This window comes from Xanthomonas chitinilytica (genome assembly GCF_026107455.2).
GTDB classification, from domain to species: Bacteria; Pseudomonadota; Gammaproteobacteria; order Xanthomonadales; family Xanthomonadaceae; genus Stenotrophomonas; species Stenotrophomonas chitinilytica.
Genome location: NZ_JAPCHY010000002.1, coordinates 352,039 through 372,847, shown reverse-complemented (window position 1 = coordinate 372,847; position 20,809 = coordinate 352,039). Strand labels below are relative to the sequence as shown.

Below are 20,809 nucleotides of genomic sequence, written 5' to 3'. Positions count from 1 at the left end.
CAACGCATCTTCCCCCAAAAAAAAGCGGGCCTGGAACCCCAGGCCCGCTGGAGGAGAAGACAGCGGTCGAACGTTTGCCGGTTACGGCGGCATCAGAACGCGAAGCGCAGCGACGCCATGTAGCGGCGACCGCTGAGGTAGGCGCCACGGGTGAGCTGCTCCACGCCGGAGTAGCTGTGGTACTTCTCGTCGAGCAGGTTCATGCCTTCCAGCGCCAGGGTCAGGTGGTCGTTGACCTTGTAGGCGATCGAAGCGTCGACCGAGGTGTAGTCCATGGTCCACAGGTCGCGGCCGCCGCTGACCTGGGTGAAGTACTTGTCGCGCCAGTTGTAGGTCACGCGCGCGGCCCAGCGGTCGTTCTCGAAGAACGGGGCGATGTTGAACTGGTTCTTCGAGTTGAACGGCAGCGGACGGCCGCCGGTGGCCTCGCCATCGGAGTAGGTGTAGTTGGCGACGATGCCGAAGCCGGCGCCGAAGTTCTGCTGCCACGCCAGCGAGGCGCCCTTGACCCTGGCGTCGCCGGCGTTCTGCGGGCGATCCACCTGGTACTGGGTGTCCTGGTTCTGGTTCTGGTTCCAGTGGGTCTCGGTGGTGGAGGCCATCAGGATGTAGTCGGCGATGTCGCGGTAGAACACCGAGCCGGCGAGGATGGCGTCCTGCGAGAAGTACCACTCGGCCGAGAAGTCCAGGTTGGTCGAGCGGTAGGGCTTCAGGTTCGGGTTGCCGCCGCCGCCGGTCAGGGTCTGGTCGGCCAGCCACAGGTAGCTGGACACGTCGGCATAGCTCGGGCGGGCGATGGTCTTGGCCGCCGAGAAGCGCAGCACGACGTCGTCGCTGGCGTCGAATACCAGGTTCAGGTTCGGCAGGGTGTTGTTGTACTTGTTCTTCTGCACGCCCCACACGTAGCTGTCGGCCGGGCAGTCGCTGGTGTTGACCGAGCAGTTCCATGCACCGCTGCCCACTTCGGTCTGCACGTAGCGCACGCCGATGTTGCCGCGCAGGCGGTCGAAGCTGAAGTCGGCCTGCAGGTAGGCGGCCTTGGTGTCTTCCTCGATGGTCCAGGTGTTGCGCACGAACTCGGCGGCGTTGAAGGTCGACACCGCCGGCATGGTCTGCCACGGCGCCAGCCAGGCGCCGCTGCTGATGAAGTCGGCCAGCGCCCAGCCGTCGATGGTGAAACGGTCGCCGAGATCGCCGTAGCCGCCGAAACCGTCCAGGTAGTTGCCCGGCAGCTTGCGCGGGTTGAAGTCCGAGGCCTTGGCATCGCCATAGCCGGCGACCGAGGCCAGCGCCACGCCGCGCTGGATCTGGCTGGTTTCGTGCGCGCGCTGCTTGTAGCCGAAGCGCAGCAGGTAGACCGGCGAATCCAGCTTCAGGCCGAAGTCGACCTGGCCGTAGGTTTCCTTGTCCACGGTGGGCTTTTCCACCAGGTTGCCGCCCCAGCCGGTATTCCAGGTCGGCGAGTCGGGGTCGTCGCCCCAGCCGCCATCCATCTGGAACATGTCCGGGTTGGTGAACGGGTTGGCGCCGTTGAACGTCACGCTGCCCGGGTGCTTGGGCGCGCCGGCGATCGACCAGGTGTAGTCGGTGCGCGCGAGGAACTCGCCGAACACCTGTTCCGGGCCGCCCTCGGCCTTGGTGTGGCCGATGTGGGTGGAGGCGAACCAGCGCTCGTCGTTCCAGTCGATCTTGACGTCGTAGGTTTCCGACTCGACCTTGGCGCGGCGGTTCTGCAGGTCGAAGATGGCCAGGCCGTTCTTGTGCGTGCCGCTGGTGATGATGCCGTTGTCGACGGTGAGGTCGGTCAGGGTGAACAGGCTGTTCCAGGCGTTGCCCGGCATGACGAACATCGACTGCGCCATGTGGTCGAAGTTGGCGTCGATCTTCAGCGCGTTCAATTCGATGCTGAGCTTGTCGACCGGCTTGAACTGCAGCGTGGCCGAGTAGGTGTTGCGCTTGCGCTCCTGCTCGAAGAAATGGGCGCTGATCGAGTTGGGGCCGACCGCATCCAGGTTGGCGCCCAGGGTGTCGGCGCAGCTGCCGACGCAGGTCGGGTCCTTAGGCGCGCCGATCGACCAGTCCATCGGCGGGTTGGCCACCGAGCCGCCGCCGCCCTGGCCGTAGTAGTAGTCGCGGCCGAGCACCGTGCCGTAGGCCTCGATGCCGTCGCGGCGGATGCTTTCGTGCGCGGACTGCGCCGAAAGCATCACGCCGAAGGTTTCCGCATCGTTCTTCCAGCCGAACGCGGCCGAAGCCTGCGGGTCGGTCTTCTCGACGCGGTCGTTGCGGGAATAGCTGACCTGGCCGGTGATGCTGATCTTTTCCGGCATGTCCAGCGGCTTGCGGGTGGAGATGATGACGGTGCCGCCGATCGAACCTTCCTCCAGCCGCGCCTCGGGCGACTTGAACACCTCCACCTTGCCCACCAGCTGCGGCGCCAGCAGCGAGTAGTTGAAGGTGCGGGTCGGAAAGTCGGACATGTTCCAGTCGCCCGAGGCGATGGACTGGCCGTTGAGCAGGGTGCGGTTGAGCGCCGGGTCGGTGCCCAGGATCGATACCTTCTCGCCCTGGCCGTAGGCGCGGTCGATGGTCACGCCGGGGATGATGGTCATCGCCTCGGCGACGTTGGTGGCGGGGAACTTGCCCACGTCCTCGGCGGTGATCACGTCGACGATGGCGTCGGCGTTGCGCTTGGTCTCCAGCGACTGCTGCAGGCTGGCGCGGATGCCGGTGACGACCACCCGGTCCAGTTCGGTCGCATCGGCCCCGGTTTCCTGGGCGACGGCCGGGAAGCTGAGACAGGCGACGATCGCGGCGGACAATACGGACTTGCGGTACCTCATGATGTCTCTCCTCATCATTGTTGGAATCGTTCTCCGGCCGCCGCGGAAGGGCTGCCGGTATGCAATCGCGCCATCGGCCCCCCGGCCGCGGACGCGCCATCCATTGCTGCTACCGGTTCACTGGGTCCACGCCTCCCTGTGCCCCAGGTACCAGCTGGCGGCGCCGATGACGCCGAGCTGCCCGTGCTCGACCACCTTCACGGGAATGCGTTGCAGCGCCTCGCGCATGGGCCCCTTGTTGAGGAAGCGCTGGACGAAGCTGCTGTGGGTGAGGAACGGATGGATCCTGGGGAGGATGCCGCCGGCCAGGTAGATGCCGCCCTGGATGCCATAGAGCAGGGCCATGTCGCCGATGGTGGAGCCGAGGAAGCCGCAGAACAGCTGCAGGGTTTCGACGGCGAGCGGGTCGCTGCCGTCGCAGGCGGCGGCGCTGACGGCATCGGGGGTGGCATGCACGGGGGTGGCGCCGCGGACGGCGCACAGGGCGTTGTAGAGGTTGAGCAGGCCGGGGCCGGACAGCGCGCCGTGCTCGATGGAGACGTGGCTGCGGCCGCGCAGCATCTGCTGCAGGACGGCCATTTCCAGCTCGGTGCCGGCGGCGAGCGATGCCTGTCCGGCCTCGGTGGCCAGGACGACGGCGCGCGGGCCATCGGGGATCCAGACGGCGGCGCCCAGTCCGGTGCCGGGTCCGACCACCAGGGTGGGGCCGCGCGGCGCCTGGGCCGGCCCGGTGAGCTGCAGCACCTGGCTGGCATCGACATGGGCGGCGGCGTGGGCGACGGCCTCGAAGTCGTTGACCAGGTGCACGGCGTGCAGGCCGAGTTCGTCGCGGATGCGCGCCGGGGCCAGCGGCCAGGGCAGGTTGGCGGTGATGACGGTGCCGTCGGCCAGCGGGTAGCCGGCGCTGGCGATCACGCACTCGCGCACCGCCGGCGCCTGTGCGCAGAAGTCGGCCAGGATGGCGCCGAGGCCGGGGTGGTCGGCGCACAGGTACTTGCGATAGGCCTGGACCTGGGGGGCGCCGTTGCGGTCCTCGCGCACCAGCGCCACGCGGACATGGGTGCCGCCGACATCGGCAGCCAGGAAGGCATCGGTCCCCTCCAGGGCGGCTTGGACAGGAGCTGGATTGAGCCGTGCGACCACATGTCCCCCGGTAGTTGCGGCAACGGGGCGCATGCAGCCCGTCGTGAGTCGCAGTGTCGGCTCAATGTGACAACGATGTCAACAGTGGTTGCAAAAAATTTTCAACATCCTTCATGCCGCCTTTTTCATTGTTATCCATATGAATTGAATGGATATTTTAAAGATGGCCAACCTTGTTTTTCAGGCGGATGATCAGGAATCGGTGGGCGATAAGTGGTGAGGAAGGGGCTTTGCAAAAAAAATGATCGGAAGTTTCCGGCATGGCTGCATGTCCTTCGTCCATCGATCCATGGGGATCGCTGCCCGCCCGAAGGGGGCGGGATAGGGTGGCGGCCGATGGCATCGACGCCGGCCGGGGGCCGGAAACGCGGAAGGCCACCGTGGGCGGTGGCCTTCCGGGAAGCGGGAGGTTTCAGTGGGTGCCGGCCGGGACCAGGGTCATCCGGTCCACCACCCACATGGTTGGCCGGGTATCGCCGGTGAAGCGCACGCACAGGTCCCGGGGCGATGCCTGTGCCGGGATGTCCGCGTCCAGTTCGATGAAGCCGTCCGGCCCGGCCGTGGCCGGCAGCGGGACCTGCGCCAGCAGCGGGCCATCGCAGCCGGCGAGGATCTCCAGTTCGCCGTGGGCGCTGCGGGCCGGGACGAATCGGCGGGCTGGCTCGTCGTGCGCCAGCTGGAAGTAGTAGGGGATCTGCCCGGCGCGCACGCGGATGCGGTCGATGCCGTCCAGCGCCGCCGCTTCCCACAGCCAGCAGGGGTTGAAGATGTCGACGTTGAAGATCGCGCGTTCGCCATCGGCCGGGCCGTCGTCCTCCAGGCGCAGCATCAGGCCGCTGCTGCACATCTGCAGTGCGGCGTTGTCGCGGTTGCGCAGCGAGGGGGCGTCCAGCGCCAGCGCGGTCGGCTCGGCCAGCGCCCGGCCCTCGGCGAACACCGCGGCGTGCAGCTGCGCCGGCAGCGGCAGTTGCAGCGGTTCGCGGTAGAGGGGGGAGGCGGCGGTCGGCGCGCTGCCGTCGGTGCTGTAGCGGATGTCGTAGCCCAGCGGGTTGGACAGCGTCACCTGCACGCCGTCGGCCGTGGGCGCAACGTCGTACTCCGCCTGGAACGGCGTCTGCGCCCAGGCGATGCCCAGTGCGCGATAGCGTTGCAGCTGCACCGGCAGCCGTTGCAGGAAGTCGGCGTAGTCCTTGCGCGCGGCCGGCGACCAGCCGGTCTCGGCCACCGCGGCGATGCGCGGGAAGAAGGCGTGCTGCACGCGGGCGAAGCTGCGCATGTGCTCGGTCCAGGCGTTGGCCTGCAGGCCGAGGATGTGGTGGTGGTAGGCCGGATCGAGCTGCGCCGGCACCGGCTCGAATGCATATACCTGCTGCAGCGGGATCGTCGCCGGCCGGCCCGGCGGCTCGTTGCGCGAGGCGGTCTGCAGGTAGTCCAGGTACAGTTCCGAGGACGGCGCCATCACCACGTCGTGGCCTTCGCCGGCGGCCTTCAGCCCGCCGTCGGTGCCGCGCCAGGACATCACCGTCGCCTCCGGCGGCAGGCCGCCCTCGAGGATCTCGTCCCAGCCGATCAGGCGCCGGTCGTGTCCGGCCAGGAAGCGCTCCAGGCGCTTGATGAGGTGGCTCTGCATCTCCGCCTCGTCCTTCGCCCCCAGTTCGCGCATGCGCTGCTGTACCCGCGCCGAGGCGATCCACTGGTCCTTGACCGCCTCGTCGCCGCCGACGTGCACGTAGCGGCCGGGGAACAGTTCCACCACTTCGGCCAGCACGTTCTCGACGAACTCGAAGGTGCTTTCCTCGGCGTTGAGCAGGTTGGGGAACACGCCCCATTCGGGCAGCGGCTGCAGCGGCGTGTCCAGCACGCCCAGTTCCGGGTAGGCGGCGATGGCGGCGGTGGAATGGCCGGGCACGTTGATTTCCGGCACCACCGCGATGTGGCGCGCGGCGGCGTAGGCCACCACGTCGCGGATCTGCGCCTGGGTGTAGTAGCCGCAGTAATCGCGCGGCTGGCCGCTGACCGGGTCGCGGCCGCCGTCGCCGGCGGGGATGCGGCAGCCGCCGACCTGGGTCAGCTTCGGGTAGCGCTTGATCTCGATGCGCCAGCCCTGGTCGTCGGTCAGGTGCCAGTGGAAGGTGTTGAGCTTGTGCTGCGCCATCGCGTCGAGCAGCTGCTTGATCTCGTCCACGCTCTGGAAATGGCGCGCCGAGTCGAGCATGAAGCCGCGCCAGGAAAAGCGCGGCGCATCCTCGATGCGCAGCGCCGGGATCGCCACGCTGCCGTCGCCCTGGCCGCTGGCCAGCTGCCACAGGGTCATGGCGCCGTAGAACAGGCCGCGCGCGTCGCCGGCCTTCACCTCGACGCGCGACGGCGTGACCTCCAGCGCATAGGCCTCGGCCGCGCCGTCGCCGGGTTCGAGGACGAAGGCGATGCCGGTGTTGCCCGGGTCGCCTTCCTCCAGCGCCAGGTCGAGGCCGTTGCTGCGTGCCAGCAGCGCACCGAACTGGCCGGCGACCGTGCGCGCGGCGTCGCCATCGGCGTGCAGTTTCAGGCCGCGATGCAGCACGAACTGGCCTTCGCCGGCCTGCAGCATGGCCGGCGCCGGGATCAGCGCCGGGGCGGAGGCCACGGGCGCGGGGGCATCGGACGGGGCGTCGCCGCAGGCCGCAAGGCCGAGCGACAGGCCGGCCGCGAGCAGCGGTGCGGCGAGCGTTCGGGAAAACAGGGTCTTCATGCTGGGGCTCCTGGCGGCGACCGGGCCGCGGTGGAAACGCGATGGGCCCGGAAAGCCCAGGCCCATCGCGGTGGAACGGGATCGGCAGGCGTCGCTGCCGGTGGATCAGTACTTCAGGCGGACGTTGAAGTAGTACTGGCGACCGTTGGTGTAGAACGCGGTCGGGATGTTGGCGCTCTGGTAGTACTTGTAGGTCGGGTCGTTGAGGTTCAGCGCGTCCAGCGAGAAGCTCAGGTGGTCGTTGACCTTGTAGCTCAGCGCCACCGACAGGGTGCCGAAATCGTCTTGGTAGTACGGGTTGGCGCCCTTCAGGCCGATCAGGAACGCCGAACGGTAGGTGTAGCCCACGCGCGCGCCGAAGCTGTCGTTCTCGAAGTAGGCGCCCACGTTGTAGGTGTTCTTCGAGGTGCCCAGCAGGTTGTTGCTGCCGTCTGCCCAGGTGTGCGAGGTGCTGCCGTCGGCATAGGTGTAGTTGGCGTTGACGCCGAAGTTGTCGCCGATCGGCTGCTCGTAGGCGAACTCGACGCCGGTGACCTTGCCGTTGGAATTGACCGGCACTGCGACCTGGTAGGCCTCGAGCTGGTTGGTCAGCTCGCTGAACAGCATCTGGGTCTCGGTGCCGAAGGCCACGTAGTCCTTCAGGTTCATCGAGTACACGCCCAGCGACAGCAGGCCGCGCGGCATGAAGTACCACTCCAGGTTGGCGTCGAAGTTGGTGGACACCACCGGGTCGAGCTTCGGGTTGCCGCCGCCGCCGGTGCGGCTCAGGTCCGAACCCCAGGACGAAGCGCCCAGCGCCGAGAAGTCCGGCAGGGTCTGGGTCTGGGACGCGGCGAAGCGGAACACCAGGTCCTCGGCCAGGTCGAACTTCAGGTTCGCGCTGGGCAGCACGCGGCTGTGCTTGTTGTTGTAGGACAGCGCCTTCCACGCACCGAACAGGCTGGACACGTCGGCATTGGCCGGGTCGCTGACCGCCTGGTAGGTGTCGATGTCCTGGTCGATGTTGACGTAGCGCAGGCCGACGTTGCCGCTCCAGCGGTCGCCGACGAAGTTGGCCTGCACGTAGGCGGCGAAGTTCTTCTCCTGCACCTTCCACTCGGCGCCGTAGTTGTGGCGGCCGTCCGGGCCGTGGTTGTTGGACAGCCACTCGGAGTTGCCGAGGATCGCTTCCTTCAGCGCGCCCGGGGTGAAGTACCAGATGTCGCGCGGGAAGTTGCCGCCGATGCCGCTGGCGAAGCCGCCGGGGTAGTTGCCGGTGGCGCCGCCCTGCAGCGCGTCCCAGATGCCGGCGCCCGGGGTGGCGCCTTCCGGCGACAGGGCTTCGCGCTTGTGGTCGGCGTAGCGGGCGCCGAAGTCGATCGAGCTCAGGGTGCCGGTGTCGAAGTACTGGGTGAAGTCGACCTTGCCCCAGTTCTCCTTGTCCTTGGCGGTCACTTCCTGGTTGCCCCAGGTGCCGCCCCAGTCCGAGCCGCTCGGCGAGATGTCGCCGCCGACGTTCCAGTCGATCGGCGAACCCTTGCCGTGGGTGGTCCAGCTTGCGCCGCCGCCCTGGGCCGAAACCACTTCGGCGATGAACTGGCGCGGGGTCGAGCCTTCGCCCTTGGTGGTGCCGGCCTGGAACTTCGCGCTCAGACTGTCGTTGATGTTCCAGTCGGCGTCGAAGGTGACGTAGTTCGACTTGGCGGTGGCTTCGCGGTAGATCATGTCGTACACCGCGTAGTAGGTGTCCGGGTCGCCGCTGTAGGTGGCGTCGGTCAGCACGCCGTCCCTGACCACGTAGCCGGCGTCGGGCGCCTGGGAGTTGGCGAAGGCGCCGCCCCACAGCATGAAGTTGCGGTTGTAGTTGTTGGCCTGCATCTTCGAGGAGAAGGCGCTCAGGCCCAGGCTCAGGTCGTCGCTGGGCTTGAACTGCAGCTCGACCAGGCCGCCCTTGCGGTCGCGGGTCTGTTCGAACAGGGTCGAGCCGAGCAGGCTCGGGGCATAGACGTCGACCAGGTCCGGATTGGACTGGCCCAGCGCGTTGATCGAACCATCCGTATTGCGGCCGAGCTGGAAGAAGCCGGCCGGCAGTTCCTGCGCTTCGCGGCGCAGCTCGCGCTTCTGCTTGAACGCCTGCACCATCACGCCGAAGGTGCCTTCGTCGTTCCGGTAGTTGAACAGGCCCGACAGTTGCGGGTCGTTGGACTTGGCCTGGTCCGAGCGCACCACGCCGACCGAGGCCTCGGCGGTGATCGGGTTGGCGAACTCCAGCGGCTTGCGGGTGATGATGTTGACCGTACCGGTGGTGCCGCCGTCCTGCAGCCTGGCCTGCGAGGACTTGTGCACTTCCACCGAGCTGACCAGCTCGGACGGCAGCAGGGTGTAGCTGACGCTGCGGCCGACGTTGCCGCCCTGGCTGAGCACGAACCAGTCGGCCGAGCCGACGCTGTGGCCGTTGATCAGGGTCTGGGTCAGGCTCGGGCTGGTGCCGCGCAGGCTGACGCGGTCGGCCTCGTCGAAGCCGCCTTCGTCGGCGGAGGAGGAGCTGATGTTGACGCCGGGCAGGCGCTGCAGGGTATCGGCCACGTTGTGCGCCGGCAGCTTGCCGACGTCTTCGGCGGTGACCACTTCCACGCGCGAGTTGGCATCGCGCTTGGTGTCCAGCGATTTCTCCATGCTGCCGCGGATGCCGACGACCTGCACGGTATCCAGGTCGGTGGCCTGTGGCGCGGCGGTCGGCTCCTGGGCCTGTGCGGTGAAAGCCAGGCAGCTGATGATGGCAGCGGAAAGCAGGGTCTTGCGATGCATGTTGTCTCTCCTCAACACTTGGGTGTGATTGCTCTGACTGCTACTTGATTGCGCTGTTGGTTGTTGCGTACGGAGCTGCTGCGGGTGGATCTGTTGCCGGTATCGTCGCGGCCTCGTCGGCCATCTTCTGCAGGTACCAGCTGGCGGCGCCGATGACGCCGAGCTGCCCGTGCTCGACCACCTTCACGGGAATGCGTTGCAGCGCCTCGCGCATGGGCCCCTTGTTGAGGAAGCGCTGGACGAAGCTGCTGTGGGTGAGGAACGGATGGATCCTGGGGAGGATGCCGCCGGCCAGGTAGATGCCGCCCTGGATGCCGTAGAGCAGGGCCATGTCGCCGATGGTGGAGCCGAGGAAGCCGCAGAACAGCTGCAGGGTTTCGACGGCGAGCGGATCGCTGCCGTCGCAGGCGGCGGCGCTGACGGCATCGGGGGTGGCATGCACGGGGGTGGCGCCGCGGACGGCGCACAGGGCGTTGTAGAGGTTGAGCAGGCCGGGGCCGGACAGCGCGCCGTGCTCGATGGAGACGTGGCTGCGGCCGCGCAGCATCTGCTGCAGGACGGCCATTTCCAGTTCGGTGCCGGCGGCGAGCGATGCCTGTCCGGCCTCGGTGGCCAGGACGACGGCGCGCGGGCCATCGGGGATCCAGACGGCGGCGCCCAGTCCGGTGCCGGGTCCGACCACCAGGGTGGGGCCGCGCGGCGCCTGGGCCGGCCCGGTGAGCTGCAGCACCTGGCTGGCATCGACATGGGCGGCGGCGTGGGCGACGGCCTCGAAGTCGTTGACCAGGTGCACGGCGTGCAGGCCGAGTTCGTCGCGGATGCGCGTCGGGGCCAGCGGCCAGGGCAGGTTGGCGGTGATGACGGTGCCGTCGGCCAGCGGGTAGCCGGCGCTGGCGATCACGCACTCGCGCACCGCCGGCGCCTGCGCGCAGAAGTCGGCCAGGATGGCGCCGAGGCTGGGGTGGTCGGCGCAACGGTACTTGCGGTAGGCCAGTATCTGGATCGGCGAAGCCGTGCCGGTGTTGGCCTGGATCAGGCCCACGCGCACGTGCGTGCCGCCCACGTCGGCGGCCAGGAACGTCGGCAGCGGCGTGGCCTGGTCGGGCATCTGGAGATGGGGGACGACAGCGGTCACTCGGATTCCCTTGGATGGATGGGGCCGGAACGGGCGCCTGTTCCGGCCGAGTCTGTAATCGTCCTGACAACGATGTCAACGAATATCCGAAACTTTCGATGCTGCGCCGCAACGGCGATGGCGCATCCGGGCACGACCTCCGCGATTCCGGGAAGGAGCGGGTGAAGGCTTGGCGTGGATGGTTCTGCTCACGGAAAACCGAGGCGGGACAAGCGCTGCACGGTTCCCGCTCAAGCGTCCGGTTCGGGGGTGGGGCGCATCTGCCGGTTGACAAAGACGACGGCGTCAACGAATAAATGTGACAACGTTGTTCCAAGTTACCGACAGACGGCCCCACCCGTCTCCCGCAGCTGCAGGAGGTTTTTCGATGTCTGCCGTTTCCGTTCCCGCCCCGCGCGCCAGCATGGCCTCGTCCATCGCCATCATCGGCCTGCTGTTCTTCATCATCGGCTTCTTCACCTGGCTCAACGGGCCGCTGATCACCTTCGTGCAGGTGGCGTTCGAAGTCAGCGAGATCTCCGCCTTCCTGGTGCTGATGGTGTTCTACCTGTCGTACTTCTTCCTGGCGCTGCCGTCGTCGTGGATCCTCAAGCGCACCGGCATGAAGAAGGGACTGGCGCTGAGCCTGCTGATCGGCGCCGCCGGCGCGCTGGCATTCGGCCAGTTCGCCACCCACCGCTGGTTCCCCGGCGTGCTGGGCAGCCTGTTCGTGATCGGCGGCAGCCTGGCGTTGCTGCAGACTGCGGTCAACCCCTACATCAGCATCCTCGGCCCGATCGAGAGCGCGGCCCGCCGCATCGCGATGGTGGGCATCTGCAACAAGGTCGCCGGCATCCTGGCGCCATTGCTGCTGGGCACGCTGGTGCTGCACGGCATCGGCGACCTGTCGGCGGCGGTGGCCGATGCCGATGCCGCCACCAAGGCGCAGCTGTTGGGCGAATTCGCCGCCAGCATCCGCGGTTTCTACCTGGTGATGGCGGCGATCCTGGTGGTGGTGGCGGTCGGCATCCTGTTCTCGCCGCTGCCGGAGCTGAAGACCGCCGAGGCCAACGCCGAGCGCGGCAACGGCGGCGACGGCAAGCGCAGCGTGCTGCAGTTCCCGCACCTGCTGCTGGGCGTGGTGTGCCTGTTCGTCTACGTGGGCGTGGAAGTGCTGGCCGGCGATGCGATCGGCACCTACGGCAACGGCTTCGGCCTGCCGCTGGACCAGACCAAGTTCTTCACCTCGTTCACCCTGACGGCGATGCTGGTGGGCTACCTGGCCGGCCTGGCGCTGATCCCGCGCTTCATCTCGCAGGAGCGCTACCTCAGCGTTTCGGCAGTGCTGGGGCTGGTGTTCGCGCTGGCCGCGCTGCTGACCCGCGGCAATGTCTCGGTCGGCTTCGTGGCCGCGCTCGGCTTCGCCAACGCGATGATGTGGCCGGCGATCTTCCCGTTGGCGATCAAGGGCCTGGGCCGCTTCACCGAGACCGGCTCGGCGCTGCTGATCATGGGCATCGCCGGTGGCGCGATCATTCCGCAGCTGTTCGCGGTGCTCAAGCAGCACTACGACTTCCAGTGGGTGTTCGCCGGGCTGACGGTGCCGTGCTACCTGTACATCCTGTTCTTCGCCGTGTACGGCCACCGCGCCGGCAAGGCGCGTGCCGGCTGAATCGCGCATCATGGCAGGCACCCAGACAACGCAGGAACCGGTAATGCGCAGACCCACCATCAAGGACGTCGCCGAGCGGGCCAAGGTCTCGCTGAAGACCGTCTCGCGGGTGATCAACAACGAGCCGTCGGTGATGCAGGCGACCCGCGCACGGGTGCTGCGCGCGGTCGCCGAACTCGACTACGAGCCGGACCCGTCCGCACGCAACCTGCGCAGCAACACCACCTTCGTGATCGGGCTGGTGTACGACAACCCGAACCCGTACCACATCATCGGCGTGCAGAACGGCGTGCTCTCGGCCTGTCGCGAGACCGGCTTCGGCCTGCAGATCCATCCCTGCGACTCGACCTCGCCGCTGCTGGCCGACGAGCTGGCCGACTGGGTGCAGCGCTCGCGGCTGGCCGGGCTGGTGCTGACCGCGCCGATGTCCGAGCGCGGCGAGCTGGTCGCCGCGCTCACCGCGCGCGGGATCAAGACCGTGCGCATCATCGCCGCCACCGAGGACCCGGGCGACGGCGCCTGCGTCTACGTCGACGACCGCGATGCCGCCTACGAGATCACCGAGCACCTGATCCAGCTCGGCCACCAGCGCATCGGCTTCCTGTGGGGCGGCACCTCGCACCGCTCCAGCGGCGAGCGCTATGCCGGCTACGAGTCGGCGCTGAAGGACTACGGCATCACCCTGGACAAGCACCTGGTGATCCCCGGCGACTACACCTTCGACGACGGCTTCCGCGGCGCGCGGCGGCTGCTGGCGCTGCGCGAGCCGCCCACCGCGATCTTCGGCTCCAACGATGAGATCGCCGCCGGGGTGCTGGCCGCGGCGCGCTCGGCCGGCATGAACGTGCCCTACGACCTGTCCATCGCCGGCTTCGAGGACAGCCCGTTCTCGCGCCAGTCGTGGCCGGCGCTGACCACCGCCAAGCAGGCCACCGAGGACATCGCCCGGCACGCCGCGCGGCTGCTGATCAGCCAGCTGCGCAGCGACGCCTACGACGACGCGCCGGTGCAGCTGCAGAACCAGGGCTTCGTGCCGCAGCTGGTGGTGCGCGGCTCGACCGCACCGATGCGTCTCCACTCTTCCCGACCTCCCACCCCCGATTCTGCGTGAGCGAAACCATGGCATTGCCCAGCGAGACCGAAACCCTGATGTTCCGCGAGGCGGCGGAAACCGCCGATGTCGTCGCCGCCCAGTTCGCGCGCAACCGCGCGGTGGTGGAGGCGCTGGCCGGTACCCTGCGCAGCGCGCCGCCGCCGTTCGTGGTCACCTGCGCGCGCGGCAGTTCCGACCACGCGGCCACCTATGCCAAGTACCTGTTCGAGACCCAGCTGGGCATGGTCACCGCCTCGGCCTCGCCGTCGGTGGGTTCGGTGTACGAGGCGCAGCAGCGGCTGCGCGGCGCGCTGTACGTGGTGATCTCGCAGTCGGGCAAGAGCCCGGACCTGCTGCGCAATGCCGAGGCGGCCAAGGCCGCCGGCGCGCGCGTGGTGGCGCTGGTCAACGTCGAGGATTCGCCGCTGGCGCAGCTGGCCGAGACCGTCATTCCGCTGGGGGCCGGGCCCGAGCGCAGCGTTGCGGCGACCAAGAGCTACCTGGCCTCGCTGGCCGCGATCCTGCAGCTGGGCGCCTGTTGGAAGAACGACCCGCGACTGCTGCATGCGCTCGACGCGCTGCCCGACGCGCTGCGCCAGGCCTGGGGCTGCGACTGGTCGTCGCTGACCGACGGCCTGGAACCGGCGCACAACCTGTTCGTGCTGGGCCGCGGCTTCGGCCTGGCCGCGGCGCAGGAAGCGGCGCTCAAGTTCAAGGAAACCTGCGGCCTGCACGCCGAGGCCTACAGCTCGGCCGAGGTCAAGCACGGGCCGATGGCGTTGGTGGGCGCCGGCTTCCCAGTGCTGGCGTTCGCGCAGCCGGACGAAACCGGCGCCGGCACCCGCAGCATGGTCGAGGAATTCCGCGCGCGCGGCGCGCGGGTCTGGCTGGCCGGAGCCGATGGCGACCTGCCGGTCGCCGCCGCGCCGCATCCGGTGTGCGCGCCGCTGCTGACCATCCAGAGCTTCTACCGCGCGATCAATGCGCTGGCGCTGCGCCGCGGCTACAACCCGGACCTGCCGCCGCATCTGAACAAGGTGACCGAAACGGTGTGATGCTTTTGCCCTTCTCCCGGGGGAAGGGACGGAATTTCCCGTGGGCGCCGGGCTTGTCCGGCACGGGGACTTCGCGGAAATGGATACGGGGCAAGCCCCGTATCTACAGCAGGCAGGTCGGGGTTGCGCCCCCGACGTTAGGGAAACCGGAAAGATGACCAGTTACGCATTGACCAATGCCCGCGTCCTGACCGATGACGACTTCCAGTCCGACGTCGCCGTGTGGGTGCAGGACGGCAGGATCGCCGGCCTGTTGCCGGAGTCGGCGCTGCCGGCGGGCCTGCCGCGCCACGCCCTCGGCGGCGGCTGGCTGCTGCCCGGCTTCATCGACGTGCAGGTCAACGGCGGCGGCGGTGCGCTGCTCAACAACGCCCAGGACGTGGACGCGCTGCGCGCGATGATGCGCGGCCACCGCCGCTTCGGCACCACCGGCATGCTGCCGACATTGATAAGCGACGACGCGGCGGTAATGGAAAAGGCCATCGCCGCCGTGCGCCAGGCCATCGCCATCGGGGTGCCCGGCATCCTCGGCATCCACCTGGAAGGCCCGTACATCGCGCCGGCGCGCAAGGGCACCCACGATGCCGGCAAGTTCCGCGTGCCGGGGCCGGACGAAGTGGCGATGGCGACCTCGCTGGACAACGGCGTCACCCTGATCACGCTGGCGCCCGAGCAGGTACCGGCCGAGACCATCGCGCGCATGGTCGCCAACGGCGCCATCGTCGCCGCCGGCCACACCGCCGGCAGCTACGAGGAAGCACGCGCAGGACTGGATGCCGGCATCACCGGCTTCACCCACCTGTACAACGCGATGACGCCGTTGCAGGGACGCGAACCCGGCGTGGTCGGCGCCGCGCTGGAGGATGCGGACAGCTGGTGCGGGGTGATCGTCGACGGCGTGCACGTGCACCCGGCCAGCCTGCGCGTGGCGCTGGCGGCCAAGCCGCGCGGCAAGGTGCTGCTGGTGACCGACGCGATGCCGATGGTCGGCGCCGACGACCCCTCGTTCGAGCTGTACGGCGAAATCATCACCGCCACCGACGGCGTGGTGCGCAACGCCGCCGGCGCACTGGCCGGCTCGGCGCTGGACATGGCCACCGCGGTGCGCAACACGGTGAACCTGCTGGGCCTGCCGCTGGCGGAGGCGGCGCGGATGGCCTCGACCTATCCGGCGCAGTTCCTGCGGTTGGATGACCGTTATGGACGGATCGCCACGGGTTACCAGGCGGATTTCGTATTGCTGGATGAGGCGTTGCAGGTGCGGGATACCTGGATTGCTGGGCAGCGGGATTGAAAAGTCCCTCTCCCGGGATGAAGGGTAGAGCGAAGCCTCGCGATCCATGGATTGCATGAGAGTTTTGCCTGGATTTCCTCAAGGAAGATCAAGGGCAAGAGCTTTCACTCCTGCTTCGCAGGAGCGAGTCACTTTGACCAGCCATTCGGCTGTTGAAAAGCGCCTCTTTGCTCGTGCAAAGAAAAGTAACCAAAAGAAAGCACGGCCGGACGCGAGCCGATGCGGCTGCGCCGCATCGGTCCCCTGCGCTCCTCGCGGAACGAGGGGGCGGCGCACAACTCGCTTCGCTCAGACACGTGCGCCTCTTCGCCCCTCGTTCCACTGCGGTGCTCGGCTCGCTTTACGGCGGGAAAGTCAAAAAGCCGAAAAACAAAATCACCGGCATCAGCATCAGCATCAGCATCAGCATCAGCAACAGCAACAGCAACAGCAACAGCAACAGCAACAGCAACACTGACATTCACTGCGCAGGCAATGGCAATGACGGCTTCCCAATCCATTCGCAGTACGCCCACACGCTACGCCTCGGTCGATGCCCTGCGCGGCATCACCGTGGCGGCGATGCTGCTGGTCAACAATCCCGGCGACTGGGGGCACGTGTACGCGCCGTTGCTGCATGCCGACTGGCATGGCTGCACCCCGACCGACCTGATCTTCCCGTTCTTCCTGGTGATCGTCGGTGTGTCGATCGCGCTGGGCGTGGTGCCGCGGGTGGAGCAGGGCGGCGATCGGCTCGCGCTCACCCGTACCGTGCTGGTGCGGGCGCTGCGCATCCTCGGCCTGGGCCTGCTGCTGCACCTGCTGGCGTGGTGGTGGCTGGATCTGCCGCATTACCGCCCATGGGGCGTGCTGCAACGCATCGGGCTGTGCTTCGCCGCGGTCGGGATCATGGCGATCTGGTTGCGGCCGCGCACGCAATGGCTGTGCCTGGGGTTGTTGCTGGGCAGCTATTCGGCGCTGTTGAACGGCGGCGGCACGCTGGAGCCGTGGCACAACCTCGCCAGCCGCCTCGACACGGCGTTGTTCGGGCCGCTGCTCTACCGGTACGACCCGGCCACCGGCTTGGGGCACGATCCGGAAGGGCTGCTTTCGACGATGGGCGCGCTGGCCTCGACCCTGCTCGGCCTGCACGCCGGCGCCCTGCTGCGCAGCGGTCGGCCGCTGCGCCTGCTGGCCGCTGCGCTGGCATTGCTGCTGGCCGGGGCAATCTGGTCGCACTGGCTGCCGTTCAACAAGAACCTGTGGACCCCGTCCTACGTGCTGTGGAGCGCAGGCTGGGCGCTGGCGGTGTTGTGGCAGGCGCACCTGCTGATCGACCGCCGCGGCTGGCCGGCGTGGGGCCGCCGCTTCGGCGTCAATGCCATCACCGCCTACGCCGGCTCCTCGGCGATGGTGCTGGCGATGATGGCCAGCGGCCTGTGGGCATGGCTGTACGGCAACGTATTCGACGCCGCCATCGCCCCGTTGGCCGGTGCCAAGGCGGCATCGCTGGCGTTCGCGCTGGCCTTCGTCGCGTTGTGGTGGCTGCCGATGTGGTGGCTTGACCGGCGCAGGATCTACCTGAAGATCTGAGCGGCCGTTGTGGGAGAAGCCTCTTCCTACGGATGGCGGCGCGCATCGCCGATGGCCGCGATGCGCGCCCGCTTCAATGCATCGCCGATGGCCGGGCCGGTCAGGCCCGTGGTGGCTATGTCGCGGGCATTGATGGCCAGTGCGGCCTGATGCAGCCGTTGCAGGGTCGCGCCCTGCGGATAGTCGGCATCTTCGAAGCCGAGCCGGCCACGCTTGTCGCATTCGCACACCAGCGCCATCTGTGCGATGCGCTCGGGACGGCGGAAGCCGTCGCAGCGCGACAGCAGTTCCAGCACGGTGGCGTCGCGCAGTTCATCGATGCGATGCACGTTGAGGTGTTCGCGGCAGACCGCTTCGGCCAGCTGCCGGTAGTCCACCGGCACCTTCAGCCGCTCGCACAGCTGCAGCAGCGGCTTTACCCCGCGCTGCTCATGCATGATGTGGCGCGGCCATTCCTCACGCGGGGTCAGTGCCTTGCCGAGGTCGTGGGTGAGCGCGGCGAAGCCGATCTGCGCATCGCCCGGCGCCAGCTGCGCGGCCATGTCGCTGACCAGTTCCTGGTGGCGGCCGGTGTCGATCTCGGGATGGAACTCGGCGCGTTGCGGCACGCCGTACAACGCATCCACTTCCGGCAGTACCGCGGCCAGCGCGCCGGCCTCGTGCAGGGTGCGCAGGAAGGCCGAGGGCTGCCTGGCGACCAGCGCCTTGCGCAGTTCCTGCCACACCCGCTCGGGCACCAGCGCGTCGAGTTCGCCGCTGGCGGCGATCTGCCGCATCAGCTCCATCGTCTCCGGCGCGACGCGGAAGCCCAGCGGCGCGAAACGGGCCATGAAGCGCGCCGCGCGCAGCACCCGCAACGGGTCCTCGACGAAGGCCGGACCGACGTGGCGCAGCACCTTGCCTTCGATGTCGCGCACGCCGCCATGGGGATCGACCAGCTCGCCGCTGTCCTCGTCGCGGGCGATGGCGTTGAGGGTGAAGTCGCGCCGCAGCAGGTCCTCCTCCAGCGTCACCGAAGGATCGGCATCGACCACGAAGCCGCGATAGCCGCGCCCGCTCTTGCGCTCGGTGCGCGCCAGCGCGTATTCCTCGCCGGTCTGCGGGTGCAGGAACACCGGGAAATCGCGTCCCACCGGCTTGTAGCCCAGTGCTTCCATCTGCGCCTGGGTGGCGCCGACCACCACCCAGTCGCGGTCGCCCGGGTCCAGGCCCAGCAGGGAATCGCGGACCGCGCCGCCGACGAGATAGGTCTTCATGCCCGACATCCTAGCGTGCCGCCCGCATCTGTAGGAGCGACGCCAGTCGCGACGGGGCTTCACCTCCGGACCTCCGCACATGGAATGCGGATTGTTGCGGAAAGACCTGCGCGCAAGCCCCGTCGCGACTGGCGTCGCTCCTGCAAGGGGCGGGATTACGCGCCGCCCTTGCCGGGGTCGGTGGGGCATGCGAAGGATTTGCGCGGTGCCTGCAGGCGGCCGTTCATGCGGTCGGTCACCGGCAGCGCGTCGCCGTTGAGGCGCCAGTCGTAGATCACGCTGAAGGCAAGGATGCGGGCGACGTACTCGCGGGTCTCCTTGTAGCTGATGGTCTCGATCCAGAAGTCCGGATCGAAGTTCGGCCGCTGCGATTGCCAGCGCGCGGTCGGCGTGGGACCGGCGTTGTAGGCGGCGATGGTGACGTAGGGCAGGCCGCCGTACTTGTCCATCAGCTGGCGCAGGTAGGCGGTGCCGATGGCGATGTTGGTGTCCGGGTCGTACAGGCTGGCGGCGCCGCCGTAACCGCTCAGGCCGATCGACCGGGCGACGCCGGCGCCGGTGGCCGGCAGCACCTGCATCAGGCCCATGGCGTTGGCCGGCGAGCGCGCCTTCGGGTTGAAGGTGCTTTCGGCGCGGATCTCGGCGGCGACCCAGGCCGGGTCGATGGCGTTGCGCGCCGACTCGCGGCGGATGCTGTCGTCGTGGTGCAGCGGGAAGCGCAGTTCGTACAGGCGCAGTTCCTCCGGGCCCTTCAGCGAGAACACTGCACGGTCGAACCAGCCGTTGTCGCGCGCCACTTCCACCGCCAGCCGGCGCTGGGTGTCGTCGAAGCGGCTCAGCGCGTCGTTCCATTCCAGCACCGCCCAGCCAGTGCGTTCGATCCGGAACAGTTCCATCGCCCGCACCAGCGCCGGATCGCGCGCGACCGCCGCGCGCGCCTGCGCGCTGTCGTCCGGGCGCCAGGGACACAGTGCGTAGGGTTGCTTGAGCCGGTCGGCGGCGAGGAAGCCGTGGAACGTGGCCGCGCCGGCCACTTCGCGATACAGCGGCTGGGCTTCGGCCGGCCTGCCGGTCTTCTCCAGCAGCCGCGCCTCGAACCAGCGCCAGCGCGAATCGTTGCGCTGCGCGGCGGGCATCCGGCGGATCGCGGCCAGCGCCGCCGGCCAGTCGCCGCGCGCCATCGCCTCGCGGGTGCGCCATTCGTGCAGGCGCTCGTCGTAGGCCGACTCGGGCACGGCGGCGAGCCGGCGCGCCGAATCCGGCTCGTAGGAGGCCACCGTCCACAGCGCGATCTGGTACAGCACCTGGCCGCGCTGCGCCTCGCTCAGCTGCAGGGCGGCCGTGTACTGCGGCAACAGCCGTTCCGCGGCGCCAGGGTCGTTCCTGGCCAGGCGCGCCAGGCCGTCGGTGGCGATGCGCCGGCTGCGTTCGGTCTTCGGCCAGTCGAGCGCGCGCGGATGCACCTTGTCGACGAAGGCGGTGTAGTCGTTGGCCAGCGCCAGTTCGGCGGGCGGCAGGCCGCGCGCCGCGTTGCGCATCACCGCCGGCTGCTGTTCGTCGGCGGCCGCTTCGATGCGCTCCCAGCGCAACGCCGGGGTCAGCCCGCCGCGGGCCTCGAGCACCGCGAACACCGGGTCGCAGGCGTCGGGCAGCGACTTGCCGCTGCTGCGCCACAGCGCCTGCGCATCGCTGGTCCATTGCGCATCGGCCTTGCCGGTGGCCTGGCGCGCGTTGAGTTCGGCGCAGCGCAGGCCAACGTTGCCGCTCGGCTTCCAGTGCGCCAGCAACGTCGGCCAGTCCTGGCGCCGGGCCAGCGCCGGCAGCCACACGCCGCGCAGCGCCTCGGCCACCGGCTGGCCGTCGTAGCGCTTCAGGAAATCCTGCGCCTGGGCGGTGGAAACGGTGTCGATGCTGCGGCGCAGGCTGGCGTATTCCAGCCAGCCGTACAGCGCATGGTCGCGCAGTGCGGTGGCGCGGGAGGCATCGAACTGGCCGCGTTCGGCGCTGTCGATGGCGCTGCGGATGGCGGCGCGTTGCGCCTCGGCGTTCTGCGCATGGGCGGGCAGGGCGACGGCGAGGAAAGCGGTGGCGAGGGCGAAGGCGAGGCGATTCATGCGCCAAAGAATACCGGCGGCATGTGAATGGCGGTGATGGCGCAAAACCGTCGTTTGCCCCGGGAGGTTGCACGCGCGGCAGGCAATGGCGGCAGATCGGATCAAGATCGCGGCACTTGCGGCTGATTTACGTTT

General features: G+C 68.6%; 13 protein-coding genes. 5 read left to right on the top strand and 8 right to left on the bottom strand.

The window, feature by feature from the left end; all coding sequences use genetic code 11:
- Positions 1-92: 92 nt before the first annotated feature.
- From OK345_RS03700 to OK345_RS03680, 5 genes are all read right to left on the bottom strand, one after another.
- Positions 93-2,843 (bottom strand): TonB-dependent receptor, encoded by a 2,751-nt coding sequence (locus OK345_RS03700; protein ID WP_265126555.1) that lies wholly within the window; start codon positions 2,841-2,843, stop codon positions 93-95.
- 117 nt (positions 2,844-2,960) lie between these two features.
- On the bottom strand, positions 2,961-4,019 hold the full coding sequence (locus tag OK345_RS03695; protein ID WP_265126554.1) for a glucokinase family protein: 1,059 nt from the start codon (positions 4,017-4,019) through the stop codon (positions 2,961-2,963).
- Positions 4,020-4,398: 379 nt separating this feature from the next.
- Positions 4,399-6,717 carry a family 20 glycosylhydrolase gene (locus OK345_RS03690; RefSeq protein WP_265126553.1) on the bottom strand — a complete coding sequence of 773 codons (2,319 nt, stop codon included), beginning with the start codon at positions 6,715-6,717 and terminating at the stop codon, positions 4,399-4,401.
- A gap of 105 nt (positions 6,718-6,822) precedes the next feature.
- Positions 6,823-9,504, bottom strand: coding sequence for a TonB-dependent receptor (locus OK345_RS03685; protein ID WP_265126552.1), 2,682 nt, complete (start codon positions 9,502-9,504; stop codon positions 6,823-6,825).
- Positions 9,505-9,544: 40 nt separating this feature from the next.
- Entirely contained in the window at positions 9,545-10,612 is a 1,068-nt protein-coding gene (locus tag OK345_RS03680; protein ID WP_265126614.1) for a glucokinase family protein, read from the bottom strand.
- Positions 10,613-11,006: 394 nt separating this feature from the next.
- On the opposite strand from OK345_RS03680, the gene OK345_RS03675 reads away from it, so the two are divergent.
- The 4 genes from OK345_RS03675 to nagA all read left to right on the top strand — a co-directional run bounded on the left by OK345_RS03675 (position 11,007) and on the right by nagA (position 15,732).
- Complete coding sequence (locus OK345_RS03675) at positions 11,007-12,290, top strand: sugar MFS transporter (RefSeq protein ID WP_265126551.1); 1,284 nt, start codon at positions 11,007-11,009, stop codon at positions 12,288-12,290.
- 43 nt (positions 12,291-12,333) lie between these two features.
- Positions 12,334-13,401: a LacI family DNA-binding transcriptional regulator gene (locus OK345_RS03670; RefSeq protein WP_265126550.1), complete on the top strand. Its 1,068-nt coding sequence runs from the start codon at positions 12,334-12,336 to the stop codon at positions 13,399-13,401.
- 8 nt (positions 13,402-13,409) lie between these two features.
- Positions 13,410-14,438, top strand: coding sequence for an SIS domain-containing protein (locus tag OK345_RS03665; protein ID WP_265126613.1), 1,029 nt, complete (start codon positions 13,410-13,412; stop codon positions 14,436-14,438).
- Positions 14,439-14,592: 154 nt separating this feature from the next.
- Positions 14,593-15,732, top strand: coding sequence for an N-acetylglucosamine-6-phosphate deacetylase (gene nagA, locus OK345_RS03660; RefSeq protein ID WP_265126549.1), 1,140 nt, complete (start codon positions 14,593-14,595; stop codon positions 15,730-15,732).
- Between the two features lie 128 nt (positions 15,733-15,860).
- Here nagA and OK345_RS03655 read toward each other — a convergent pair whose 3' ends face one another.
- A complete protein-coding gene (locus OK345_RS03655) occupies positions 15,861-16,232 on the bottom strand; it encodes a hypothetical protein (protein ID WP_265126548.1) in 372 nt (123 codons plus the stop codon).
- Here OK345_RS03655 and OK345_RS03650 point away from each other — a divergent pair.
- Positions 16,213-17,304, top strand: coding sequence for an acyltransferase family protein (locus tag OK345_RS03650; protein WP_265126547.1), 1,092 nt, complete (start codon positions 16,213-16,215; stop codon positions 17,302-17,304). The two genes, OK345_RS03655 and OK345_RS03650, sit on opposite strands and share 20 nt — an antisense overlap.
- Before the next feature lie 26 nt (positions 17,305-17,330).
- Here OK345_RS03650 and OK345_RS03645 read toward each other — a convergent pair whose 3' ends face one another.
- Together OK345_RS03645 and OK345_RS03640 are read right to left on the bottom strand one after the other, a co-directional pair.
- Positions 17,331-18,560: a multifunctional CCA addition/repair protein gene (locus OK345_RS03645; protein WP_265126546.1), complete on the bottom strand. Its 1,230-nt coding sequence runs from the start codon at positions 18,558-18,560 to the stop codon at positions 17,331-17,333.
- A gap of 155 nt (positions 18,561-18,715) precedes the next feature.
- Complete coding sequence (locus OK345_RS03640; protein WP_265126545.1) at positions 18,716-20,674, bottom strand: transglycosylase SLT domain-containing protein; 1,959 nt, start codon at positions 20,672-20,674, stop codon at positions 18,716-18,718.
- Positions 20,675-20,809 lie beyond the last annotated feature (135 nt).

Excerpts from the sequence above, each read along its gene's own strand:
- OK345_RS03700 (WP_265126555.1), bottom strand. The coding sequence starts at position 2,843 with ATGAGGTACCGCAAGTCCGTATTGTCCGCCGCGATCGTCGCCTGTCTC.
- OK345_RS03695 (WP_265126554.1), bottom strand. The coding sequence starts at position 4,019 with ATGCGCCCCGTTGCCGCAACTACCGGGGGACATGTGGTCGCACGGCTC.
- OK345_RS03690 (WP_265126553.1), bottom strand. The coding sequence starts at position 6,717 with ATGAAGACCCTGTTTTCCCGAACGCTCGCCGCACCGCTGCTCGCGGCC.
- OK345_RS03685 (WP_265126552.1), bottom strand. The coding sequence starts at position 9,504 with ATGCATCGCAAGACCCTGCTTTCCGCTGCCATCATCAGCTGCCTGGCT.
- OK345_RS03680 (WP_265126614.1), bottom strand. The coding sequence starts at position 10,612 with ATGCCCGACCAGGCCACGCCGCTGCCGACGTTCCTGGCCGCCGACGTG.
- OK345_RS03675 (WP_265126551.1), top strand. The coding sequence starts at position 11,007 with ATGTCTGCCGTTTCCGTTCCCGCCCCGCGCGCCAGCATGGCCTCGTCC.
- OK345_RS03670 (WP_265126550.1), top strand. The coding sequence starts at position 12,334 with ATGCGCAGACCCACCATCAAGGACGTCGCCGAGCGGGCCAAGGTCTCG.
- OK345_RS03665 (WP_265126613.1), top strand. The coding sequence starts at position 13,410 with ATGGCATTGCCCAGCGAGACCGAAACCCTGATGTTCCGCGAGGCGGCG.
- nagA (WP_265126549.1), top strand. The coding sequence starts at position 14,593 with ATGACCAGTTACGCATTGACCAATGCCCGCGTCCTGACCGATGACGAC.
- OK345_RS03650 (WP_265126547.1), top strand. The coding sequence starts at position 16,213 with ATGACGGCTTCCCAATCCATTCGCAGTACGCCCACACGCTACGCCTCG.
- OK345_RS03655 (WP_265126548.1), bottom strand. The coding sequence starts at position 16,232 with ATGGATTGGGAAGCCGTCATTGCCATTGCCTGCGCAGTGAATGTCAGT.
- OK345_RS03645 (WP_265126546.1), bottom strand. The coding sequence starts at position 18,560 with ATGAAGACCTATCTCGTCGGCGGCGCGGTCCGCGATTCCCTGCTGGGC.
- OK345_RS03640 (WP_265126545.1), bottom strand. The coding sequence starts at position 20,674 with ATGAATCGCCTCGCCTTCGCCCTCGCCACCGCTTTCCTCGCCGTCGCC.